Source organism: Pedobacter ginsenosidimutans, from assembly GCF_001442625.1.
Lineage (GTDB): Bacteria > Bacteroidota > Bacteroidia > Sphingobacteriales > Sphingobacteriaceae > Pedobacter > Pedobacter ginsenosidimutans.
In genome coordinates, this window is sequence record NZ_LMZQ01000001.1 from 210,347 (window position 1) to 232,124 (window position 21,778).

At 37.8% G+C, this 21,778-nt stretch carries 17 protein-coding genes; 8 read left to right on the forward strand and 9 right to left on the reverse strand.

The window, feature by feature from the left end; genetic code table 11:
- Nucleotides 1-51: 51 nt before the first annotated feature.
- A complete protein-coding gene (locus ASU31_RS00795) occupies nt 52-999 on the reverse strand; it encodes a hydrogen peroxide-inducible genes activator (RefSeq protein ID WP_057930493.1) in 948 nt (315 codons plus the stop codon).
- Nucleotides 1,000-1,369: 370 nt separating this feature from the next.
- Between ASU31_RS00795 and ASU31_RS00800 the strand changes: the two genes are divergently transcribed.
- The 6 genes from ASU31_RS00800 to ASU31_RS00825 all read left to right on the forward strand — a co-directional run bounded on the left by ASU31_RS00800 (nt 1,370) and on the right by ASU31_RS00825 (nt 6,662).
- Nucleotides 1,370-1,927 (forward strand): YeeE/YedE family protein, encoded by a 558-nt coding sequence (locus ASU31_RS00800; RefSeq protein ID WP_057930494.1) that lies wholly within the window; start codon nt 1,370-1,372, stop codon nt 1,925-1,927.
- Nucleotides 1,928-2,138: 211 nt separating this feature from the next.
- The gene (locus ASU31_RS00805; RefSeq protein WP_057930495.1) at nt 2,139-2,552 is read left to right on the forward strand and encodes a DUF6691 family protein; all 414 of its coding nucleotides are present in this window, start codon (nt 2,139-2,141) and stop codon (nt 2,550-2,552) included.
- A 12-nt stretch (nt 2,553-2,564) separates the two neighbouring features.
- The gene (locus tag ASU31_RS00810) at nt 2,565-3,194 is read left to right on the forward strand and encodes a Crp/Fnr family transcriptional regulator (RefSeq protein WP_057930496.1); all 630 of its coding nucleotides are present in this window, start codon (nt 2,565-2,567) and stop codon (nt 3,192-3,194) included.
- Nucleotides 3,195-3,565: 371 nt separating this feature from the next.
- The gene (locus tag ASU31_RS00815) at nt 3,566-4,369 is read left to right on the forward strand and encodes a sulfite exporter TauE/SafE family protein (RefSeq protein WP_057930497.1); all 804 of its coding nucleotides are present in this window, start codon (nt 3,566-3,568) and stop codon (nt 4,367-4,369) included.
- A 244-nt stretch (nt 4,370-4,613) separates the two neighbouring features.
- Nucleotides 4,614-6,002, forward strand: a complete 1,389-nt coding sequence (locus ASU31_RS00820) for an MBL fold metallo-hydrolase (RefSeq protein ID WP_057930498.1) — start codon at nt 4,614-4,616, stop codon at nt 6,000-6,002.
- A gap of 6 nt (nt 6,003-6,008) precedes the next feature.
- Nucleotides 6,009-6,662, forward strand: a complete 654-nt coding sequence (locus tag ASU31_RS00825; RefSeq protein WP_057930499.1) for a peroxiredoxin — start codon at nt 6,009-6,011, stop codon at nt 6,660-6,662.
- A 257-nt stretch (nt 6,663-6,919) separates the two neighbouring features.
- On the opposite strand, the gene ASU31_RS00830 is transcribed toward ASU31_RS00825, so the two are convergent.
- The 8 genes from ASU31_RS00830 to ASU31_RS00860 form a co-directional block, all read right to left on the reverse strand.
- Nucleotides 6,920-8,293, reverse strand: a complete 1,374-nt coding sequence (locus tag ASU31_RS00830) for a serine hydrolase (RefSeq protein WP_167346144.1) — start codon at nt 8,291-8,293, stop codon at nt 6,920-6,922.
- A 301-nt stretch (nt 8,294-8,594) separates the two neighbouring features.
- On the reverse strand, nt 8,595-8,921 hold the full coding sequence (locus ASU31_RS00835; RefSeq protein ID WP_057930501.1) for a cupin domain-containing protein: 327 nt from the start codon (nt 8,919-8,921) through the stop codon (nt 8,595-8,597).
- Between the two features lie 27 nt (nt 8,922-8,948).
- Nucleotides 8,949-9,200, reverse strand: coding sequence for a hypothetical protein (locus tag ASU31_RS27345; protein WP_157257886.1), 252 nt, complete (start codon nt 9,198-9,200; stop codon nt 8,949-8,951).
- Between the two features lie 11 nt (nt 9,201-9,211).
- Complete coding sequence (locus ASU31_RS00840; RefSeq protein ID WP_057930502.1) at nt 9,212-9,940, reverse strand: hypothetical protein; 729 nt, start codon at nt 9,938-9,940, stop codon at nt 9,212-9,214.
- Nucleotides 9,940-11,556, reverse strand: a complete 1,617-nt coding sequence (locus ASU31_RS00845) for a hypothetical protein (RefSeq protein ID WP_057930503.1) — start codon at nt 11,554-11,556, stop codon at nt 9,940-9,942. Before ASU31_RS00845 ends, ASU31_RS00840 begins: the two co-directional genes overlap by 1 nt.
- A 255-nt stretch (nt 11,557-11,811) precedes the next feature.
- Nucleotides 11,812-14,337, reverse strand: coding sequence for a glycoside hydrolase family 31 protein (locus tag ASU31_RS00850; protein ID WP_057930504.1), 2,526 nt, complete (start codon nt 14,335-14,337; stop codon nt 11,812-11,814).
- A gap of 797 nt (nt 14,338-15,134) precedes the next feature.
- Nucleotides 15,135-17,303, reverse strand: a complete 2,169-nt coding sequence (locus ASU31_RS00855) for an ATP-binding protein (RefSeq protein WP_057930505.1) — start codon at nt 17,301-17,303, stop codon at nt 15,135-15,137.
- Nucleotides 17,304-18,069: 766 nt separating this feature from the next.
- A complete protein-coding gene (locus ASU31_RS00860) occupies nt 18,070-19,290 on the reverse strand; it encodes a serine hydrolase domain-containing protein (RefSeq protein WP_057930506.1) in 1,221 nt (406 codons plus the stop codon).
- Nucleotides 19,291-19,528: 238 nt separating this feature from the next.
- Between ASU31_RS00860 and ASU31_RS00865 the strand changes: the two genes are divergently transcribed.
- Nucleotides 19,529-20,647 carry a sensor histidine kinase gene (locus ASU31_RS00865; RefSeq protein WP_083505225.1) on the forward strand — a complete coding sequence of 373 codons (1,119 nt, stop codon included), beginning with the start codon at nt 19,529-19,531 and terminating at the stop codon, nt 20,645-20,647.
- On the forward strand, nt 20,619-21,341 hold the full coding sequence (locus tag ASU31_RS00870; RefSeq protein ID WP_057930508.1) for a LytR/AlgR family response regulator transcription factor: 723 nt from the start codon (nt 20,619-20,621) through the stop codon (nt 21,339-21,341). The genes ASU31_RS00865 and ASU31_RS00870 overlap by 29 nt, the downstream gene beginning before the upstream one ends.
- The last annotated feature ends 437 nt before the right edge of the window (nt 21,342-21,778 follow it).

A 21,778-nucleotide genomic window follows, 5' to 3' on the forward strand; every position in this document is an offset into this window, starting at 1 on the left:
GTTTCTAAATCATATCAGCGATCTATACAAATTCAATATAATCTCCGATAACTAAGTACTTTGGGTTACAGGAATAGTATTACTATTTATGTTGGCTCTTACATTTTCAGGCAGGCACAACATTATCTCCTCACTAACTATAGCGATCAGTTTTTTCTTGATATAATCCCTATGCACAACTATACTAATTTCTCTGACCGGGGATGGTTCAGCAAAATATCTCACTTGGCTCATCTGCTCCTCATTCATATTTATGGTTGCAAGCTCAGGAATAATGGTAATACCATCATTGATATCGATCATTCTTCTAAGGGTTTCAATGCTACCAGATTCATATATAAACTGGCCTTCACCATCGATAGAATGCTTTAGCGCGCACAAATTCATAATCTGACTCCTAAAACAATGGCCTTCTTCTAACAGCCATAATTTTTTAGGGTCAATATCCTTGGCTAAAATGTAGTTTTTTTTATCTGAGCCATTATTCTTAGAAACATAAGCCAGGAGTTTTTCGTAGAATAACGGATATTCCTTTATTCCTGCTTGCTGTAAAGGCGTGGCCAAAATACCAATATCAATCTTTCCAGATATCAGGCTTGAGGTCATCATTTCTGTTGTATGCTCACTGATTATTAATTTTACTCTTGGATATTTGGTTGTGAAAGGCTTTATGAATAGTGGCAATAAATAGGGAGCCAGTGTAGGTATTATCCCAATTCTCAATTGACCAGAAATCACGCTCAAGCGGATTTGAACCATGTGGTCTAATAATTCAACTTCGGAAAGTATTTTTCTGGCTTGCTCAATAAGTTCAGTTCCGAGTTCGGTAGGGATGACAGGCTGTTTACTGCGGTCAAATATTTTCGCTCCGATTTCTTCCTCTGCTTTTTGTATCTGCATACTCATCGTTGGTTGTGATACATAACACTTTTCAGCGGCTAACGCGAAATGTCGGTAGGTATCAACTGCAACTATATATTTTAGCTGGACTATGGTCATTATAGATTTTATCTATTAAATTTCAAATGTAATAAACATATGTTAATTGATCGTATGTCTTATAAATTCATAAGCGATTTTTTAGACCTAAATCATATTAGAATTTATTGAATATATCGAGATACTATGGTAGCATATTTTTTTTTGCGCCCTTAACTATTCCTGCTTATACTATCTAGAGAATTTTCGATTTAGTCGTTAGATCAAAATATTATCTAGGGAGCAATGCATATGAATTAGTAAAAGACAAACATAGTAACTCAAACATCTTCGATGTGTAACATAGGTTACAGAAGTTCTTTACAATTAAGTATACTTTTACGCACCGTGTATTCACTCATCAATGTTGAGTACTTAAATAATTACTTCTATGAATTGGATCTTCGAGCCCTGGCCATGGTATATCGCTGGCCCCTTAATAACTTTGACCATGTTTTCGCTCCTTTACTTGGGTAAAAATTTCGGATTGTCCTCCAATTTGAGAACGATATGTACGATCGCAGGAGCAGACAAGTCGTGTGATTTTTTCTGTTTCAACTGGAAATCACAATATTGGAACCTACTTGTCATGTTGGGTGCAATCATAGGAGGATATATTGCCTCCCATTACCTCTCAAAAAATCAGATTCCAACGTTAAATCCAAAAACAATTGAAAATCTACATTCACTTGGCTTTGAGAGCGCTGGAAAATCATATGCACCTCAAGAAATGTTTGGCAACAACGCCATTTCATCGCCTGGAGTATTTGCAATATTATTGATTGGGGGATTATTGATTGGTTTTGGCTCAAGATATGCAGGAGGTTGTACATCTGGACATTCAATATCTGGTCTTAGTAATCTTCAATTACCCTCACTGATCGCTACTATTGGATTTTTTACAGGTGGATTGATCATGATACATTTTATAATGCCAATGATCTTTTGAAAAAGTAAAAGATATATTTGAATAAATGTGTTTGTAAGACCAGTTTTCATTTAGCCAAAGCACGGGAACTATCTATTAGTTAATATTAAAAGTAGGTGAAATCACAAGAGATATTGCAAATAATTATCACAAAATTAACTTAGGAAGTCTCTTCATAAAAGCAACCATAAGTTGGCAAATCTCAATAAAATATCATATAAAAAACAACAAAATGAAAAGTTTGATTTATGTAATTATCGGAACATTTTTCGGTATAGTCATGTACAAATCTGAAGCAGCATCCTGGTTCAGGATATATGAAATGTTCAAATTCCAATCATTCCACATGTTCGGATTGATGGGAACGGCATTGTTTACTGGCATATTTCTGGTCAATTATATTAAAAGAAAACATTCTAAAGATGTATTTGGGAATACCATTAAATTAACACCTAAAGACAAGGGAGTTAAAAGGTACTTAATAGGAGGAATAATTTTTGGATCGGGATGGGCTTTGATCGGAGCCTGTCCCGGGCCGATGTTTGTACTTGCCGGGGCAGGCTATATCCCAATATTAATTGTAATTTTAGGGGCACTATTGGGAACCTGGGTATATGGGCTCATCAGACACAAACTTCCACATTGATATAAACAGGTTATGATCGAAACCATTAGAGATGCTTACGGCAGTATATTTGAAAAATCACTTGTAGATGAAATTTCAGAAGTCGCAAAACTGATTGAGTTCAAAGAAGGCGACATACTTATAGATTTAGGAAATTATATTAAGAGTATGCCCCTATTAATTAATGGTGCGATTAAAATTATGCGGGAGGATTTAGACACAGGCGAACTGCTTTTATATTTTATAGAAAAAGGTGACACCTGTGCAATGACACTCACCTGTTGCATCGGGGACCAAAAAAGCAAAATAAGGGCAGTAGCTGAAACCGATGGATTGGTAGCAATGATACCGATAGTCAAGATGGAAGACTGGCTGGGCAAATACAAAAGCTGGAGAACCTTCGTTTTTACAAGCTACAATAACCGTTTGAATGAAATGCTTGCAGCGATAGATAATGTCGCGTTCAGGAGAATGGACAAAAGACTTTATAATTATCTTAAGGAGATGGGCAAGATAACTAATTCAAAAATTGTAAGTAAAACCCATCAGGAAATTGCATATGAACTTCATAGCTCAAGAGTAGTGATCTCCAGGCTTTTAAAAACACTGGAAATCGATGGAAAAGTCAAGTTAAACCGTCACAACATCGAGTTGATAAGCTGATATAATCTTACGTTCAGATTTTTATTGCTTTTTCGATTATTTTCCGAGATAATATTTTTAAGGTTTAATATCTCTTTATTTTAAAAATTCGACGCAACTCTGTCGATGATTATTGCACTTGCAATCAAAAAATAATAATAATTTCTGAACAAAAATGTAATTTTTCTCTACACATGTTTCAACCATAAGAGACAAGCCTAAAACGGGGATTCAAACTAAATATCACATTATTTAGATCGTACTCGTTTTCTATACTTTAATGGACTTGAAAGGCCCTATTAATTCACAGAAAATAACTTACTCTGTAACAATTGTTACCGCAGCTTAGAGCTGGTTACTATAGTTTTGTTGAAATTAAAACATTTCTTACAATGATTTCACAAGCAGTAGCATACATGCTAGCAGCTGTTGTTGGCATTTCTTTAGGACTTATCGGCAGCGGCGGTTCCATTCTGATGGTTCCAATTTTAGTTTACATTCTTGGGATAGAACCGATTCTTGCTACAACATATTCTTTATTTATTGTTGGCATGACTTCTTTAATAGGCGGAATAAGTGGAATCATCCAAAAATCGGTAATTTTCCCAATCGTATTCATTTTTGGCATACCATCCATCATATCTGTATATCTAACTAGGGCTTTTATCATACCAGTTATACCAAATATTTTATTTTCTATTAATGGGGTTGATTTTACCAGAGATGTCTCTTTAATGGTGATATTCTCAATGGTTATGATTCTTTCTTCTGTATCTATGATCAAAAAGCCTAAAAGCCTTACCACGGGAGAAGGTAAGGTTGACGCTAAAAAAAATGTTATCCTTTTCTTACAGGGAACTTCGGTCGGCATCCTTGCAGGCTTAGTTGGCGCTGGGGGAGGATTTCTCATCATACCTGCGTTAGTGCTTTTGGGCAGGATTCCAATGAAAAAAGCAATAGTAACCTCACTTTGTATTATTGCCCTTAATTCAGTAATAGGTTTCGCAGGTTCGTTACAAAGTGGCATTTCGGTGGACTGGAAGTTTCTTTTATCATTTACCCTATGCTCAGTGATAGGGATTTTTACAGGGATATATTTTTCCCAAAAAGTTCAGTCAGCTAAACTTAAAATAGCCTTTGGATGGTTTGTGATGTTCATGGGCATTTACATCTTATTTAAAGAACTAGTACCGTAAATTGACTAGTCATACTATCGTTATTATTGCCATCAGCAGACATCTATTCAAATTATAAAAAGGATGAATGTAACCAATGTTACCGTTGGACACATAAAAACAAGGGAACTTTACAGGCGTTAACATTCAGTCATCAGGTACAATAGATATGAATTTGGAATGATTAAATACTTCTGAAGAACTTAATGACGCTCAATTGGCAATGGAGAACAGAAATTATTAATTAAAAGAAATAAAGTTTAAGATGATTTTTCAAAACATATTTGACAAAAGTTTAGCTCAGGCCAGCTACTTTATTGGCTGTCAGGCAAAAGGTGAGGCCATTGTGATAGACGCACAGCGGGACATAGATATTTATATAGATATAGCTAGTAAAAACAATCTAAGGATTACACACATTACCGAAACCCATATACATGCCGATTTTCTGTGCGGTTCTAGAGAACTTTCTGCGCGAACTGGAGCGCAAATATATCTTTCAGAAGAAGGTAGTAAAGGTTGGCTTTACGAATTTGCCCACATAGGATTAAAACACTCAGATAAGATTCATGTCGGAAATCTTTCCCTTGAAGTAATTCATACACCTGGACACACTCCTGAGAGTATCTCATTTCTTTTAACTGATCACCCAGCAACAGATAAGCCAGTTATGATATTCACGGGTGATTCTGTATTTGTTGGTGATGTAGGTCGTCCTGATCTTCTGGAAAAATCAGTTGGTCTTGCTGGCACACAGGTAGAGGGTGCCAAAGATATGTACAGGTCAATTCAAAACTTCGCTAAATTACCAGAATATCTTCAGATATGGCCAGGGCACGGTGCTGGCTCCTCCTGCGGAAAGTCTCTGGGTGCAGTTCCTTCTTCAACAATAGGTTATGAAAAAATACGTAATTGGGCATTTCAGTTTGAAAATGATGAACAGGGATTTGTTGATTATCTTTTAGAAGGTCAACCAGAGCCTCCTAAATATTTCGCGATGATGAAGCATCTAAATAAGGTAGCCCGTCCCCTACTTACTGAAGTTCCTAAACATCCAAAATTATCAAAGCTAGATTTCTTGCATGCTTATCATAATGGAATACGGATAGTAGACACCCGAGACAAAGTTATTTTTGAACAGGGCTTTATCCCAGGAAGCATAAATATACAGGGAAACAAGTCATTTGCAACTTGGTGTGGATGGATTTTAACTTTTCAGGAACAATTTATATTAATAGCCAGTGAGCATGAAATAGAAGATCTTACCCGAAAGCTTATGCGTATAGGTTTGGATAATATGTATGGTTATTTCTCAGGTGTGGAAGACTTAGATTTTAAATTAGAAACTGCAGATGTAATCGACATTGAAACTTTTAAACAACTAATAAAAAATGAGGATACGCAGATAATTGATGTTCGAAATGCTTCTGAATATCAAGCAGGTCATATTAAAGGTGCAGAGAATATTTTCATAGGAACAATGAAGAACAACCTTGACAAAATCAGCAAAGCCAAACATGTGCTTATACATTGTCAAAGTGGCGATAGGGCCGCAATTGCTTATTCTATCTTAAAAGATGAAGGATTTGAGAAACTAAAAAATTTCTCGGGAGGAATAAACGAATGGATAAAAAACAATGAATTAGTTAAATAAATTATAATGGAAACACAAGAAACCAAAAATCTTATGCCTAGAATAGGCGAGATCGCGCCTGACTTTACAGCCGTAACAACAATTGGAAATTTAAAATTCTCTGAGTTCAACAAAGGTAATTGGGTCATATTATTCTCCCATCCTGCAGATTTTACACCTGTCTGTACTACTGAAATGACTGGTTTTGCAAATGAAAGCAACTTCTTCTCTAAACATTCCACAAAATTAATGGGATTAAGTATTGATAGCATCCATTCACATATTGCCTGGGTGAATGCAGTACATGAGAAAACGGGGGTACTTTTTGAATTCCCAATCATAGCCGATTTAGATATGAAAGTAGCCAAACTTTACGGAATGCTCCAGCCTGGTGAAAGCGAGACTGCTGCTGTACGTGCTGTTTTTATTATTGATCCGGAAGGGAAAATTCGACTTATCATGTATTATCCCCTAAATGTTGGCAGGAATATGGAAGAAATCAAACGTTCATTGCTTGCGCTTCAAACTTCTGATGACCATAAGGTTGCAATGCCGCTGAACTGGATCCCCGGAGAGCAGGTAATTGTTGCAGCACCAAAAACCCTGGAAGCACTCAAGGCACGAAAAGAAGATGACACCCTTGAAAAGACCGATTGGTATCTCGCTAAAAAGCAATTATAGATTTAAATTAAAAGAACGTGAAAATTTATCCTGATTTTCATGTTCTTTTGAGAAAAAGTATTAAAAAACGAAATAGTTGATATAGCAATAAAAATAGTAAAGTGTTGTTATCTCGATTTTTACTCTGGATGAACCGCGGGCAGTTGAACCTATCTCGCCAAAAACAAAATTTATACAAGATGATTAAATAACAAATTGTTATAAATTAAGCGAAACGAGGTCACTTAGATTGAGTTTTTATAAGTCTGAAAACTTTATCAATTACCAGTGAGCTTCAATATCATTCCTTCTGCATTTTTGTTTGCAGGGTATTTTGCCAAAGCATTCTGATAACATTCGAGAGCCAAAGCATTCGCGTTTTTCTTCTGAAAGCATTCACCCATTATTTCATAGCCATAAGATAAATCCTGCGGTCGGGCTGGTAAAGAAACAGCTTCTTTTAGGACTGAGATTGCATCATCAAAGCGGCCCCTCCTCTGAAGATATTTAGCGACGCTGATAAGATCGCCGATTTCGAAACTAAAATCAAAACGGTCCTGTCCTGAAATTTTCAACTCGTGGTAATAATCCATCCCTTTAGTAAAATCTGCCAGAATTTTATCCCTGATAGAGAGATAAAGTGATTTTTTTGGAACAGCAAAAGGCTTACCATTGATGATATTAACTATTGCAGTTTTTAAAGGCCAGACTTTCATTTGTTGGTTGTTGGTCATCATTACTACAGATACGCCATTTCTCCTATCGTGATAAAATGCAGCCTCATAATTGCTGTTTGAACCCTGATGCTGATGCCAAACCAGTGTGTCGGCAAGAAATTCAGCAGTTCCCAAACTACTCTCACCACCTGGGAAGTTATTACCCAACACTTTTACTGACTCTGGAGAAATAACTTTATTTGCATCCAAGGCAATAAACCATTTGTATAAATCTCTCACAGGTAAGCGTACCCATCCTTTGGTTTGTTGAGCATATTCGACATTTTTACCATCTTCATCAAATGCTCTTGCCATATCCTTTGAAGCAATCGGATAATCTACGGCTGATTGGTTCATGTCCGCCAAGGGAAAGATATGATCTTCTAAAAAGGCAGCATAACTCATACCACTTACTTTTTCAATAATATCTCGCTGCAAGGAAACGTTAATATGATTATAGATATAAAGGGTTCCTGGTGCGGCAACTATTTCTTTCAAATTCTTTAAACTTTTTAAGATTAAAGTATCTGTCGCGTCGAATTGAGGCCCAAGTACAGGTATTCCACTAGTATAATTGATAAGGTGTTTTATCTTAATATCCTTTGCCCATAAAGGCAGGTCTGGAAAATATTTCAATAACTCGTCATCTAAAGATAATTTACCATGTTCAGCGAGTAACATTATGGCTGCCCCATTAAATTCTTTACTTATTGACCCAATGTCGAATCGCATTTCTTTTTTTAGTGGTATCTTTTTTTCAGCATCAGCGAATCCGAAAGACTTTTCGTATATAACCTTTCCATGGTTGGCCACTAAAATATTTCCATTAAAAATCCCCCTTTGATGGGCAATGCTCATTAATGAATCAATCTGCAACTTTGCACTTCGCTGTGCTTTGGAGGTAAATGAAAACACCAAGACAATAAATAAAATCAAGTAAATCCTCATAGTTTTTTTTACTAAGACGTAGGATTTTTATATAAGTTGCACGAAGAAGAATAAATAAAAAATAAACGATAATGTATTTAAAATAGCTTGCATTATTCTCTAGATTCTTCAAAACCCAAATTTGGGATTATTATTTTTTGTACCGAATGAATTTTGTTTTCTCCCTCTAAAAGACGTTTGCAAACCTTGATAAAACTTCACGATAGACTGTATTAGCGATATAAATTTTTACGTAGTTCTTTCTGCCATCCCCCAGGTTTTTCAACATTCTTCCTATGATTGTGGCACATCAAACTTCTTCCAAAGTAATACTGTCCTTGGCCGAACGGCATACAATATATTCCGAATCTTCCAGAAAAGTCTGCTGATAATGTCCAGCACCTGGACGACATGCACCAGCTGTACCAGGCTCCAGAATAAATTCGTCAATCTTCACTTTTCCACTAACTATAAAAATATAGGAGCCTTCGGAATGCGAATGCGATTTGCTCGTTGTTCCCTTTTTTCCACGGACAACGGACATAATTACGCCAAAATCGCTAAATCTAGCGGTCTGTATTCCAATCTCTGATTCCATCCAGATAAAGTCTTCTGGTTTGATATGCTGATATTTCATATATTTTCCTGTTTTTTTAGTTTACTTTTAACCAGGGTGGTTACATACCCACATGCAGCTTCCATTTGAACAAATCTGTTTCTGCGGAAATCCATGTGCGCAAATGTGCGTTCTAAAATCAAATTCTAGAGAGTTAGCACCTGTTTTGATATTTAATGACTCGACCTCAAAATCTTTAAGGCCTAGCTCCTGCAACTGCAGGTTCAATCCATCGATAAGTCTTCCGGACTCCAGCAGATCATTTATTTTCTTGTGCTTTGCTTTGGAAATTGTTTTCATAGGCTTCGTGTTTATTTATTAACAGTCAATAATAGAGAATCCCGAACTACGGTCTTTTTCCCCTTTGAATCCAAACAGACGGCTCTTATCTTGATTTCGGTTCCTATGGGATATGCTGGAGCCGAATAGATAGCAGAAACGGATGAACTGTCCGCAGTCTGGTTCTGCACTGCTCTGAAGCGGCCATTGGCGGCCAGTCCACTCAAGAGTACATCTTCAAATACTACGTTGAAACCAGAGGATACTGGCCTATTTTCACTGTTTTTGAGCAACCCTCGCAATTTAATTTCTGTAAGAAAATTTGATGATATCCCAAAACCAGAAGGCTCAATCTTCATTGAGAATGGCTCTGACGGTACTGCTTCGATGTCTGTACTCAGTATATACTCGGAGTTTGGACTGTCAAATTCGGGAGATACGCTGACGGATATCATTCCTGGTTTTAGAGGAGAACGTAGTAAAACCTTAGCAATGAGTACCCCATCATTGTATTCAGCCTTGACCAATGCTTTGTCCTGATTTCCGGGAATAAAATTACCCGAAGTGGTGGTGAAGACAACCGTTCTCCTGTCGGCGCTCGAGTTTGGGCTGAGCTGAACGGATATTTCAGACATGGAAAGCCCATCTGCGGAGAGCTTGGTTTTGCTGGCAGATAGTGATACAAAGATCTCATCGATGCTGACCGTCTTCTTGCAGGAAATCAGCAGCATGAAGAATGCAGATATTATAAATATTTTCATTAGAACAGCTTTGAGGTTATGTCCTTGATACTTTGCAAAAGGTCTACATCAACCGATAGGGATGCATAGGCCCCAGGCACGACTATTTTTTCTGATATGGCTGGATTGAACGAAGCCCTACGCAAAAGTGAAAGGCCAACACTGGCTTTGAAAGCATTTGCGAATCTGTAGCCAGGACCTATGAGCAGTGACATGTTATTGTAAAGATTTGAGAAATTATCATCCTGCATCGCCCCGAGTGTGAGACCGAAATTTATACACAGCCGCTGGCCCAGGCTTGACCTGCTAGCAATACCATAATCTGGTCCATATCCGCCTGTACTATTCGTCCCATCAAACCTGCCCGGAAACGCTCTAGGAAATTTTGACCTTCTGGTGTTTTTGTCTATTGGCCTGAAATAAATGCTTATGCCGGTAAAAAGCTTTGGGATAAACTTGAACCTTGTATTGGTTCCCTGCGTACTCAGAAGACTAATACCGAGGTCGAGAAATAGAATGTTTCCCCCTTTTGATTTAAGGTCAGTTGCTACAGTACTTCCACCAATGTAGACTCCTTCCTGAAGTTCCCTGTTTTTTTCAATAGCTTCAGTGATTTTTTTTACGATCCCATCGAATATGGTAATATTACGCTGGATATTACCCCTTAACTCCGAAACCTTATCCCTTAACACCTTAAGATCAACCTTGATCCCATTGATAGTTAAATACGAAGGATGGTTGAGCATAACTCTATCCATCCTTTTTTGCATCGAATCGATAAAAAGGAAATTGTTCTCTAGGTTTTTAAGTACTTGTTCCGGATGATCCCTGGTTGTTGCCTTCCCAGGCTCCATAATTTCAGATAGCGAAAAAAGACCGTGTTGAAAATCTGCCATTTTGTTCTTTCTAAATAGCTCATAAAAGTACCCTCCGTCTTTAAAGTCAGAAACAGACTTTGAAGTGGAAATATCGATTGCCCTATATTCGACAAGATTCAGGATTCCAGAAGCAAAGAGGGGCTCGCTTCGTGCAGAATTGTAATACGATTTCAACTTCTTGTTATAAAAGTCCACATAATCGGGGAAGGCAAGGCTAAAGTATGTTCGGTTGTTGTAAGGGGAAATTAAGCTCTTGTCCAGAAGAATGTATTCGTCAAACGCCTCTGAGTGGTTGCCCGAGGATAACTTAGAATTGACTTCCAGAAGTTTGTCTTTGCTGGCTTTCGTGAGAGCGTATATAATGTTAATATCAAAATCCTTGTTCGGTTTCAGCGGAGGAAAATAGATACTCAGTGAGTCTGACCTTGACAAAAACAACAGATTCAAATCAACCACAGCCCTCGTTACGACCTGTCCGTTATAATCCTTAAAACTGCTTTCTACCAGATCACGATTGCCATCGTTAATTAATGCCTCGTAGACCTCTACCCTTTGCACTGCTCCTTTGGGAAGCTTATCGATAAATAGCGTAAACGCGCGGTCGAATGGTATTGGTTTGTCTGTTAGCTGGGACGCCATATCGAATTTGATATATGCATCAGAATGAAAAGGTGTCTGCGCCACCGCAAAAACGGGGAGCAAAAAAAAGAGAGTTGCTATCGCGTAAAAACCCCTTATAAGAAAATGTGAGCGTAACATAAATCTTAATTGTTTGGATAATGAAATTTAAGAAGATTTTTCAAATTATAAAATACTTAAAACTAAGTATTTACCAACGAAATGTGTCGCTACTGTCTAAATTAGAAATCGTCATTTTATATCTACATTAAAAAGGTTATACACCACTTATAAGGATCTGGTCATTTTTTTCAGGTGGTTATTGGACCTGTGATTTCAAATTAGAATTGAACTTAACAGTAAGACTTGTTCTTTCATATTTATACTTTAGATGAATTAAAAATTAACATTAATGTTTTGACCTGTATAAACTATGCTCTTTGTTGACCCTTCATTTTCTTTTATGCCAATCCCAGCATTTTCACTAACGATAATAATCTTGTATTGTTGTTTTATAGCCATGTGTGCGTAGCTTCCATTTCTGTTCCCAATAGTAAGTATTCTTGCTTTGTCATCCCAGGTTAGCTTTGTCGTTGAGAAATGTCCCTTTTCATAATTATAATTTTCTCCTTCATCCTGATACAGTGTAAAATTTCCATCCTTTCCGGGGTATATCCGTATTTCAATTGGCGCATCAGGTTGTTCGTCTGAATATTGCTGGGCTGCAGCAAATGGTACAATTGAACCAGCTTTCACAAAAACAGGAATTTTATCAATTGGCGCATCTGCATCGATTGTTATTCCGCCCCTAAATGTTTTCCCTGTCCAAAAGTCAAACCAGGTGTTATCTTTAGGTAAATAAACCTTTCTGGTTTTAGCCTGATCAACTGCTTTATTATTTGGCTCAAAATACATCGCCGAAGTCACCGGGCATGCCATAAAAGCAGGGCCGAACATAAATTGATCTTTAATATCGTATACTAATTTATCCAATCTAAAATCAAAGATAAGGGGACGGGTCATTGTATAATCCTGATTGGAAACCATAGCTGCCAGCGAATAAGTGTAAGGTAAAAGCTTATATCTTAAATTAATCTGGGTGATAATACTCCTGTAAAAAGGGCTATCAAGGTCTCCAAACTGCCAGGGTTCGCGGGCAAAATCAGTACCGTGGCTTCTCATCATTGGCAACCAGGTGGCAAATTGAAGGGTTCTGACGTAAAATTCCCTGTAACCATTGTCCAGCACGCCTTTATTAAAGTCACCTTTCCAAAACCATTGCGATTTTGATTTAACAAAAAATGCCCCGGCATCTATTGTCCAGTAAGGATTACCTGTAGCCATGTAATTCAGTCCAGAAGGTATCCATCTGGCGAAATCTGCCCATGTTGCTTTGGTATCGCCATTCCAGATGAATGTTCCATACCGGTGAATACCTGAAAAACCTGAACGTGTAAGGTTAAGCACTCTTTTCTGATCAGTTACCAAACGCTGGTTTTCATAAATTCCGCGTGCATGATTGAGCGAAAATAAATTTGCCCTTAAAGGACCAAGAAGTTCATTCAATCCTGCTGAATTAAGTTCATACCTCGCTTTTGGATTATTCGCGATACCATTCGCCTTATCATTCCAGTCACCATCGACAGGCTCAGATGAATCACACCACCAGGCGTCCACACCTAATGAAAAAAGATTTTTATTAACGTAATCATCCCAATACATCTTCCTGGCTGCAGGATTAAAAGCATCATATACGGATCTACCTAGTACAAATCCCTTTCTTCCCATTTCAGCAGACTCATTGCCTGCAACGTTTGGCCAAATCGACAACATGAATTTTGCATGTTTTTCATGCACCTTTTTAATCATTTCGCCCGGATTAGGATAAAATTTTTCATCAAATTTTTTATGACCCCATAAGCCATTTTTCCAGTAGTTCCAATCCTGGACAATCATATCCAATGGAATTTTAGAGGATCGGAAACGGGTGACAATACTGTCAATTTCTTTTGGATTGGTATAACGTTCTTTTGACTGTATATAGCCAAATGCGTACTTGGGCGCTAAGGGCACTTTTCCTGTCAGGTAACGGTAATGACCAACGACCTCATCCATTTCAGGTCCGTACAAAAAATAGTAATCCAATTCATTAACCGCATTCAGTTGGATGCTCTTATCTGGCTGCTCATCAGAAAACACCATTGTTGAACCAGCATCAAATAATAACCCATATCCTTTTGAGCTCATTAAAACAGGCACACTTTTCTTAAGATTATGCTGATAAAGGTATTGCGTTTTGCCCCTTAAATTCATATACCCTTCCTCATGAGATCCAAGCCCAAAGAGCGCCTCGTCAGATTGCCATTTAAAACGGCATATCATCTTCCAGGCGTTACCTATCACAGCTTTAGTTCCAACCTGGGCAATGACCAAATCACCATTCGCTGTTTTTTCAATTTTATCCTTGCTATCATCAAAGCCAACTTTTTCAATATTAATTTTTTCTGATGAGCGTGGGTCAACTGGAGATTCCTGAAGAATATTGGTTCCATTTTTTGAGAAATAACTTAGTGAACCTGTAGCTTTATTCAATCTGACACTTAAGGCGCGGGATGATAAGGAATAGTTTTTAGAATTTTGTGAAAACGTAGTAGCAACATTTGGATTTTTCTTTAGGATGCAGGCATCTGTTTCATTACTTTTGAATTCACCCAAAGGAGCATATTGTATGCGTACTATTTCGGGACTTATAAAGATTACCCGAAGTTTTTGACGCTTACCAATAAACAATGCCCCTGAAGGTTCTTTTTTCACAATGAAAAAGTTTTGATTGTCTAATTTTTTTCCTGCGCCACCTTGTCCGTTAGATTTTATTGAAAAAACAGATAAGATTAATATAAAAAATAGGATTTTTTTTGTCATTGTTATTATAAATCAACTAAGATTGAGTCATGTGAACTTTTGGTTTAGTAAAAACTTATTTTATGAGCGCTAAACAGAAAATCTGATTCAGATATTAACTGGCAGTATCAGCTTTTGTAAGTACAAATATCTACACTTAGCGACTATATAAGTTAAGGATACAATTAAATTTTTCTAAGTCGGATCATAGCTAAGTGAGGAGATTATAACTATTGAATATTTGGTTTTATCTATTCCTTATTATTAATTTAATAAAGTTTAGTAGGTCAAATTTAATTTTTTATAATATGGAGTTATTGTAGTATACAGACTATTTATTATTATTTTCCGACTTTTATATATTTTAGCCAAGAATTTTTCCAAAAGGTTCCTTACACTACTAAAACTTAGAAGCCGGATGCTATCCATATATCATGCTATTTCACTAACCCCTTGCTAAAGCGTTATTTCACCAATATGAATAACCAAATTAAATCTTTGAAAATCTGAGTTATTGTCTGCTCTGGATAATTAAATCTGAAATTATTGGCGAGATAAAATCCTTTACATTTTGAAGTTTTTTATCGCTATATTTTAGAAAATGAATTCATAAAGAAGTTTTGACCTTGCAAAATCGCAGAATTATTCTATTTCGAGATGTCTAAAGAGATCCTAATTCGAACTTAAGATATTGAGCCTTAGTCCATTCGAAAATAAAGGAAACTAAAGATGTAATAATTATTTCCTTAATATTTTAATTACCCAACGAATCGTATGAGCAGTAATCTCAAAATCTCTAATCTATCTCTAAATATTGGTTATGGATTTAAAGGAAGACTGAAGTGAAACGTTGATCCTTTATTTAATTCGCTATCTACCCAAATTCTTCCGTTATGTCTTTCAATTATTTCTGCACACAGGTAAAGACCAATTCCAAATCCTGATATCGTCGATGGCTGATCATTTACACGGTAATATCGCTCAAAGAGTTTTGCCGTATCCTCTTCCTTAATTCCCTTTCCTTGATCGCTCACGGATACTACTGCACTATTACCTTCAACCTGGCAGCTGATGGTAATCAAGGTATTTACTGGTGAGTACTTTACAGCGTTGCTAATGAAGTTAGTAACAACATGCCCAATCTTATTCTGGTCAGCATTCACAACTACTGGTTGATTTTTTTCGAAAATAATTTCGTGACGATTAGCTGTCACCTTAAACTCGGTTCTCATTTCCTCTATTAAACTACAGAGGTCAAAATCTTGTTTCTCGATGTGTATCTTACCTGACTCCAACCTGGATACATTTAGAAAACTATTAATCATACCAGTCATTTTTTTTAGCTGGTTGTGGGCCTTTTCGAGTGCAGTCGCAGCAAAACTATCCTGTCGCTTCTGAGCATTGTGCTGCAGGATTTGCACGTATGCTGTCATAGAAGTGAGTGGCGTTTTAAGTTCATGGCTAACCATACCAATAAAGTCATTCTTTCGCTGTTCATCTGCTTTGACTTCTGTAACTTCTGATAATATGCCAACCATTTTAATCGGCTTGCCTTTACTGTCGTATCTTGCCCTACCATGCGCACTAATCCAGTGCAAGGAGCCATCAGGCCATCTGATTTGATATTCTGCGTGATATATGCTGTTATCTTGCTTTGCAATTGCCACCAACTCCTTAATCCGATCCCTATATTCGGGAAGCATTGCCTCAAACATATCTGCATACACAAAATCCTCACCTGGCTTTTTCCCAAACATCCGACTAAACTCTTCATTATACACCATCGTACCAGTTTCCAGGTCTACTTCGGTTGACCCAAGCGACCCAGCGTCTATGGCGATATTAAGCCTGGTGTTAACCTCAGAAATCTCCTTCCTCGAATTTACCTGTTCAGTAACTTCGGTAACGACTTGAAGGATGCTGCCAACTTTTTCTTCTTCATCGATTATTGGTTGGTAGATAAAGTTAAAGTATCGCTCCTCAGCCACGCCATCTTTAATGATTATTGCTTTACTCTCTTTTCCATGATAAGGAATACCGGTATCAAGTACAGCATGCAAGATTTCGATGAAGGGCTGGTCTGCAATTTCAGGGAGAGCCACTGTAAAATTTTTCCCTTCAACTTCTGTCGTTTTGTTCCAGATCTCTAGCATCTTAATATTGGCACTTTCAATAATCAGATCCCTTCCTTTGAATACATTGATGGCAACCGGTGCCTGTTGAATGAGTTGCCTGAATTTCCGCTCACCCTTCTCCAGTTCTTCAATGAGTTTTGCCATTTTTTTGTTGATGCTGGAGAGTTCTTCATTTGAGGCCGCGAGTTCTTTATTGGCTGCACTAATCTCCTCATTTGATGCCTTAAGTTCTTGATTTAGAAAATAAATCTGTTCCGTTCTTTCCTTCACCATCATATCCAGCTTCTGATTCAAGCTTTCCAGGCTTTCTTTGGTAAGATAAAGTTCCTCGTTCGAGGCCTTCAATTCATCCAATGCGGCTGCGAGGGTATGGTTTTCGTGACTTAAATTTTCATTTAACTCCTCTTCCTTTTTTAATAACTCCGCACCTTCGGTAGCCCGTTCAATGGCTTTCTGCTTTAAAAATCTGTCTGTTACATCTGTAGCGGTGTGAAGTATACATATCGTTTTACCAATATCATCTAAAATAGCACGATATTCAAAATCGAAATAGAATATTTGCTCCTTACCATCAATTTTGAGCATAGCCGGGGTGTCGCTGCCTGATATCGTCAAACCCTCACGCCATACCTTTGCAAACATTTCGATGAAGGGTTGCCCTTTCAGCTCAGGAAGTGCATCCTCTAGCGATTTGCCTATAACAGCCTCGTCTTTACCCCAGATGCGAAGCATCGCCTCATTTGCAAACTGGATATGTGCCTCCTCGCCTACATGAAGTGCTGTAGCATTTTTTGTTTGAGAAAAAATTTTAATTACGGAGAGTGGATCAAGGAAGGGAGGTGAAGCAGACATCAGTAGAATCTTAAGGCTATAAAGTTAATATTTTGTTATGTACGAGAAAATCAAATTTTAAGACTTAAGTGACAAGATAAAATAGATATCTCAATAATAGTTGCCCAAGATGGATTAGACACTATTAGGACAATCCCAACTTAAGAAAAGAATTTCTCGTTCAAAATAATATGGACACTTCTAAAGTAATTTCAATGAGAAAGAGATTAGCCTACATCAGATCTATCATCTCTTAAGTTTCAACTAAAAGCTGAATAAGGTGAGAATTTCAAGACTTAGCGGATAAACCAAAGTATTTACCCCATTCGTGCCAATCCATTAATATAACAGCAAGCAAAACATTATGGCAATTTTATTTTTGGTGATCTAGGGTTCAATCTACTTTGGTTTATCCAGCTTATCGGTTGCTGGATATTAAATTTACTTCAGTCTATAAGATAGTGCAGATTCCTTTCTACATCTAGCTTTGAACTTACAAATGCCCTGATCTGTGGATTTATCCATGCTCAGATTGGCTTAGGCCCTTATTTAACTAATGGATCGAATAATCCAGCGGATCAAGTTTCATAATATAAATTGTGGCTTGCACTGAGGTTCCTGTTGAACTGTTGCGTCATGGTCACTGCCACTGTGGATATATCACATAAAAGGTCTGCTTCTCTAATTCTCTGCTAAATCATCACTTCCGCGGAAAATGGCCTGACAAGTAGCATAAAGGAAAAAGTAACCGCCTTCCTTTGTGGGTAATTCACAATCTATTGAACATTCAGTCTTCACCTTTTTGAATTGCGAACTTTTTTAATTGCCTCCCATATTGGAACAATTCATTAAAGACCCCTACATAGTATTTGATAAAATCCCTATTGTTCAACGAGGTATTTGAAAATAGTACAACAGCAACCTCCTTATCAAGATCCGCCAACATCTCTGTCTTCACCCCTGGATCGGTTCCTCCATAACCGATCTTCCTTCCACCATCTTTAGTTGCCCAAAATAAACCAGCATTCTTGCTGGAAAGGTTTAGGTTTTCTGGCTTATGGCCAGACGAGAACTGATAGCGCTGCATTGAATCAATAGAGGATCTCTTTAAAATCCGCTTTCCATGGTATTGGCCGTCTCCCAGCAGGGTTATAAAATATTTCGAAAGTTCTGCTACTGAAGTACGAACACCCCCATCCGGATAGGTGGGAACCCCGAAATACGGGATAAGTTTTAAGGTATCACCCTGTTTATCATAACCTTTGGAATAAGCACCCATATTTATTTCAGTGCTAAACCATCCAGTATTTTTCATACCAAGCGGCTTAAAGATATTATTTCTACTGTACACATTTAATCCAATACCCGTCACCCTTTCGACGATGTAACCTGCCAGCCCAGTCGCTATATTGGAGTACTCCCAAAACGTGCCTGGTTTGTAGTTCAAAAAGTTATCTTTCGAATAGAGCTCACCATTAACATCGAAATAGCTTCTTAAAAAATCTTCGAGAGCGACCGGGGAATCCCCGCCATAAAAATAAGAATTTTCATAGACTGGGCTTCTATCCATTATGCCCGAGGTGTGCGTACCCAAGTTACGCAAAGTAATCTTTTCATCCGGAAAATGAGGATTGATAACTTTGAAGGGTAGATATGTATTGATGTCGGCATCAAGAGATAGTTTACCTTCCTCAACTGCCTTCATGACGCATACACCGGTAATGGTCTTTGTAATTGAGGCAATATTCATTATGGTATTTGGGGTAAAAGGTTTGCGTAGTTCCTTATCGGCATATCCAAAACCCTTCATCCAAACAATCTTCCCTTTTACAATAATGGCGGCACTGAGCCCAACCATTCCGGATTCATCTATGCTTTTTTGGATCATTGCATCAAGTTCCTTCGCACTCAAATTCTTGGATGCAGTTCTTTCCTGGGCGAGGAGACCAGAGGTAGTCAGGGTAAAGCATATCAGTGCAAATATTTTCAGCTCGAATATTATTTTCATATGTTACTTATTTCTTAAAGGCTGGGAGGTTTTTTCTTGTCCGCTGACCAATGACCCAAAAGTAATGAAGAATGGTTTATGTAGGTGGGAATGTCGATGGATAGCACTATTTTGGAGATGAAGAGCTTAATTCAAAGACTGTAGCGTTTAATAGGCCAAAAACCTTTAAACACCATGAAATCCCGCTTATTCGTCGACTAACAAAGGATAAAATCGCTAGAGTTGTATCTTTGCATTCATGCCATTACTGGAAAAAATAATCAGGTTCAGTACTTCCCACAGGCGCTTAAGCCACGTGCTTTTCTGGCTAGTGGTTTCTGTGGTGTTTTTAAACCGGTACGACATGCAGGAATACCAGTATCCTGAAAAGATCTTTTACAGGCACTCCTATTATATTTCAGTGACTATAATCGCCTCGTATTTCATCTCCTACCTGATTATCCCACGGTTAATTCTATCTAAAAGCTATTATGTGGTAGTGCTTTATTTTCTTATAGGCAGCTACCTAATCTGTGTACTGTCGAGGATAGCGGTTATTTACCTACTGGAACCACTTATTAGATTACAGCCCTTCGGACAGGAATCACTATGGGTAATCGCAACTGACCTTCCCAAGCTCCTCACCCATTATTTTGCGCTTTCTTTTTCTACGGCCTGGCTTTTCTCCTTTATAAAACTTATTAGGGATCAATACATGAGCCAGCAACGCACTATGTCCATGGGAAAAGAAAAAGCACAGGCAGAACTGAAAGTACTCAAAGCTCAGCTTAATCCCCATTTCCTTTTCAACACCCTCAATAATATCTATGCACTTTCGCTCACTGCATCCCCCATTACTTCAAAATCTATAGCGGGACTTTCGGAGATACTGGACCACATTCTTTACAGGTGCGAGGGTCCTTCTGTTCCGATCAGCGCCGAAGTGAGTTTAATAAAAAATTATCTAGAGCTCGAAAAGCTGAGGTATGATGAGCGCCTCAAGCTGAGCTTCGTTCATTCAGTGGACGAAGAGCTGGCGATTGTGCCTTTGGTTCTACTCTCGATGGTAGAAAATGCCTTTAAGCATGGGGCAGGAGAAAACGTTGCAAGCCCTGTTATTGATATTAACCTACAACTTCGATCAGGACTCTTTGAATTTAAAGTATCCAACAGCTATTTTCCTGCCTACAGAGAAAGTAGCAGTGAACGCATCGGCCTGGTCAACGTCCGAAAGCAACTTGAACTGGTGTATGGAAAAAGACATCAACTTAGCGTTTCTACAGAAAACAATATCTTTGTAGCCTTATTGATAATTGATCTTAGGGTAAAAGATAAAACGGGATTAACTTATGAAAACAAGGTGTCTTTTAGTGGATGATGAACCATTGGCACTACAGCTGATAAAAAGTCATATTGACAAACTGGATAACTTTGAGGTTGTGGGCAGCTGTCCAAATGCAGTGAAAGCTTTGGAAGTGCTTAATTCGACGCAAGTTGATCTTCTTTTTCTGGACATCAAGATGCCTGGTATTATTGGCCTGGACTTCCTTAAAGTCCTGAAAAACCCGCCACCAGTAATCATCACAACGGCTTACAGGGAGTATGCAATTCAAGGTTATGACCTAGACATTGTGGATTACCTGCTTAAACCGATTACCTTTGAACGGTTTTTTAAATCGATAGAGCGCTATCTGAGGCTTTTTGCCAGAAACGAAAATCTTCAGGTGCAGACCAATGAACCTCAACCCTTCATACACATCCGATCTGGGGGTAAAGTTCATCGGGTGGCAGTTTACGACATTATTTATGCAGAAAGTGTGAAGGATTATCTGTTGATTCACCTAAAGGACAGAAAAGTAAGAACTAAATATAAAATTGGAGATTTCGAAAAAGATGTACTAGGACAGCCATTCCTGCGCACCCACCGTTCCTTTATTGTCAACTTACTAAAAGTTACGGCGTTCACCCTATACGATGTTGAGATTGCAGGACTGGAAATACCCATAGGCTCAAGTTATAAGGAGTATGCCTTGAAGGTGCTCACAGATTCTGCCTTGAACAACCAGGACTGATTTTAAAACCATCATTTGACCTTGCAGACAACGCCATTATACACTGTATGAAGAATATGGAAACCCTATTGGACAAACCAGTTAATTTGACCCCTTTCCGCCAAATCAATAACACAATGGCAACCAATTATTCATAAAAAAATTTATATCCGGTTAGACGGGGTCCATCTACTCTGATTTTTCCAAGTTACTAACGTTACTCTGTCTAACCCATTATGTCTTCAGAAAATAATGAAACTATGATAACAATCAAACAACGGCAGAAGTAAAGTGGATTAATTGTGATTAATTGAATTTATAATAACAGTTTATAAAATCACCTATTCCTTACCTAGTTGCAAAAAAAATAAAATTGACGTAATGGGAACCAAGAAATTGATTGTCAAAAAGAAGATTTTGCGAAATACGGAAAAGTTATGGCTCTTTAGTCCTGTGAT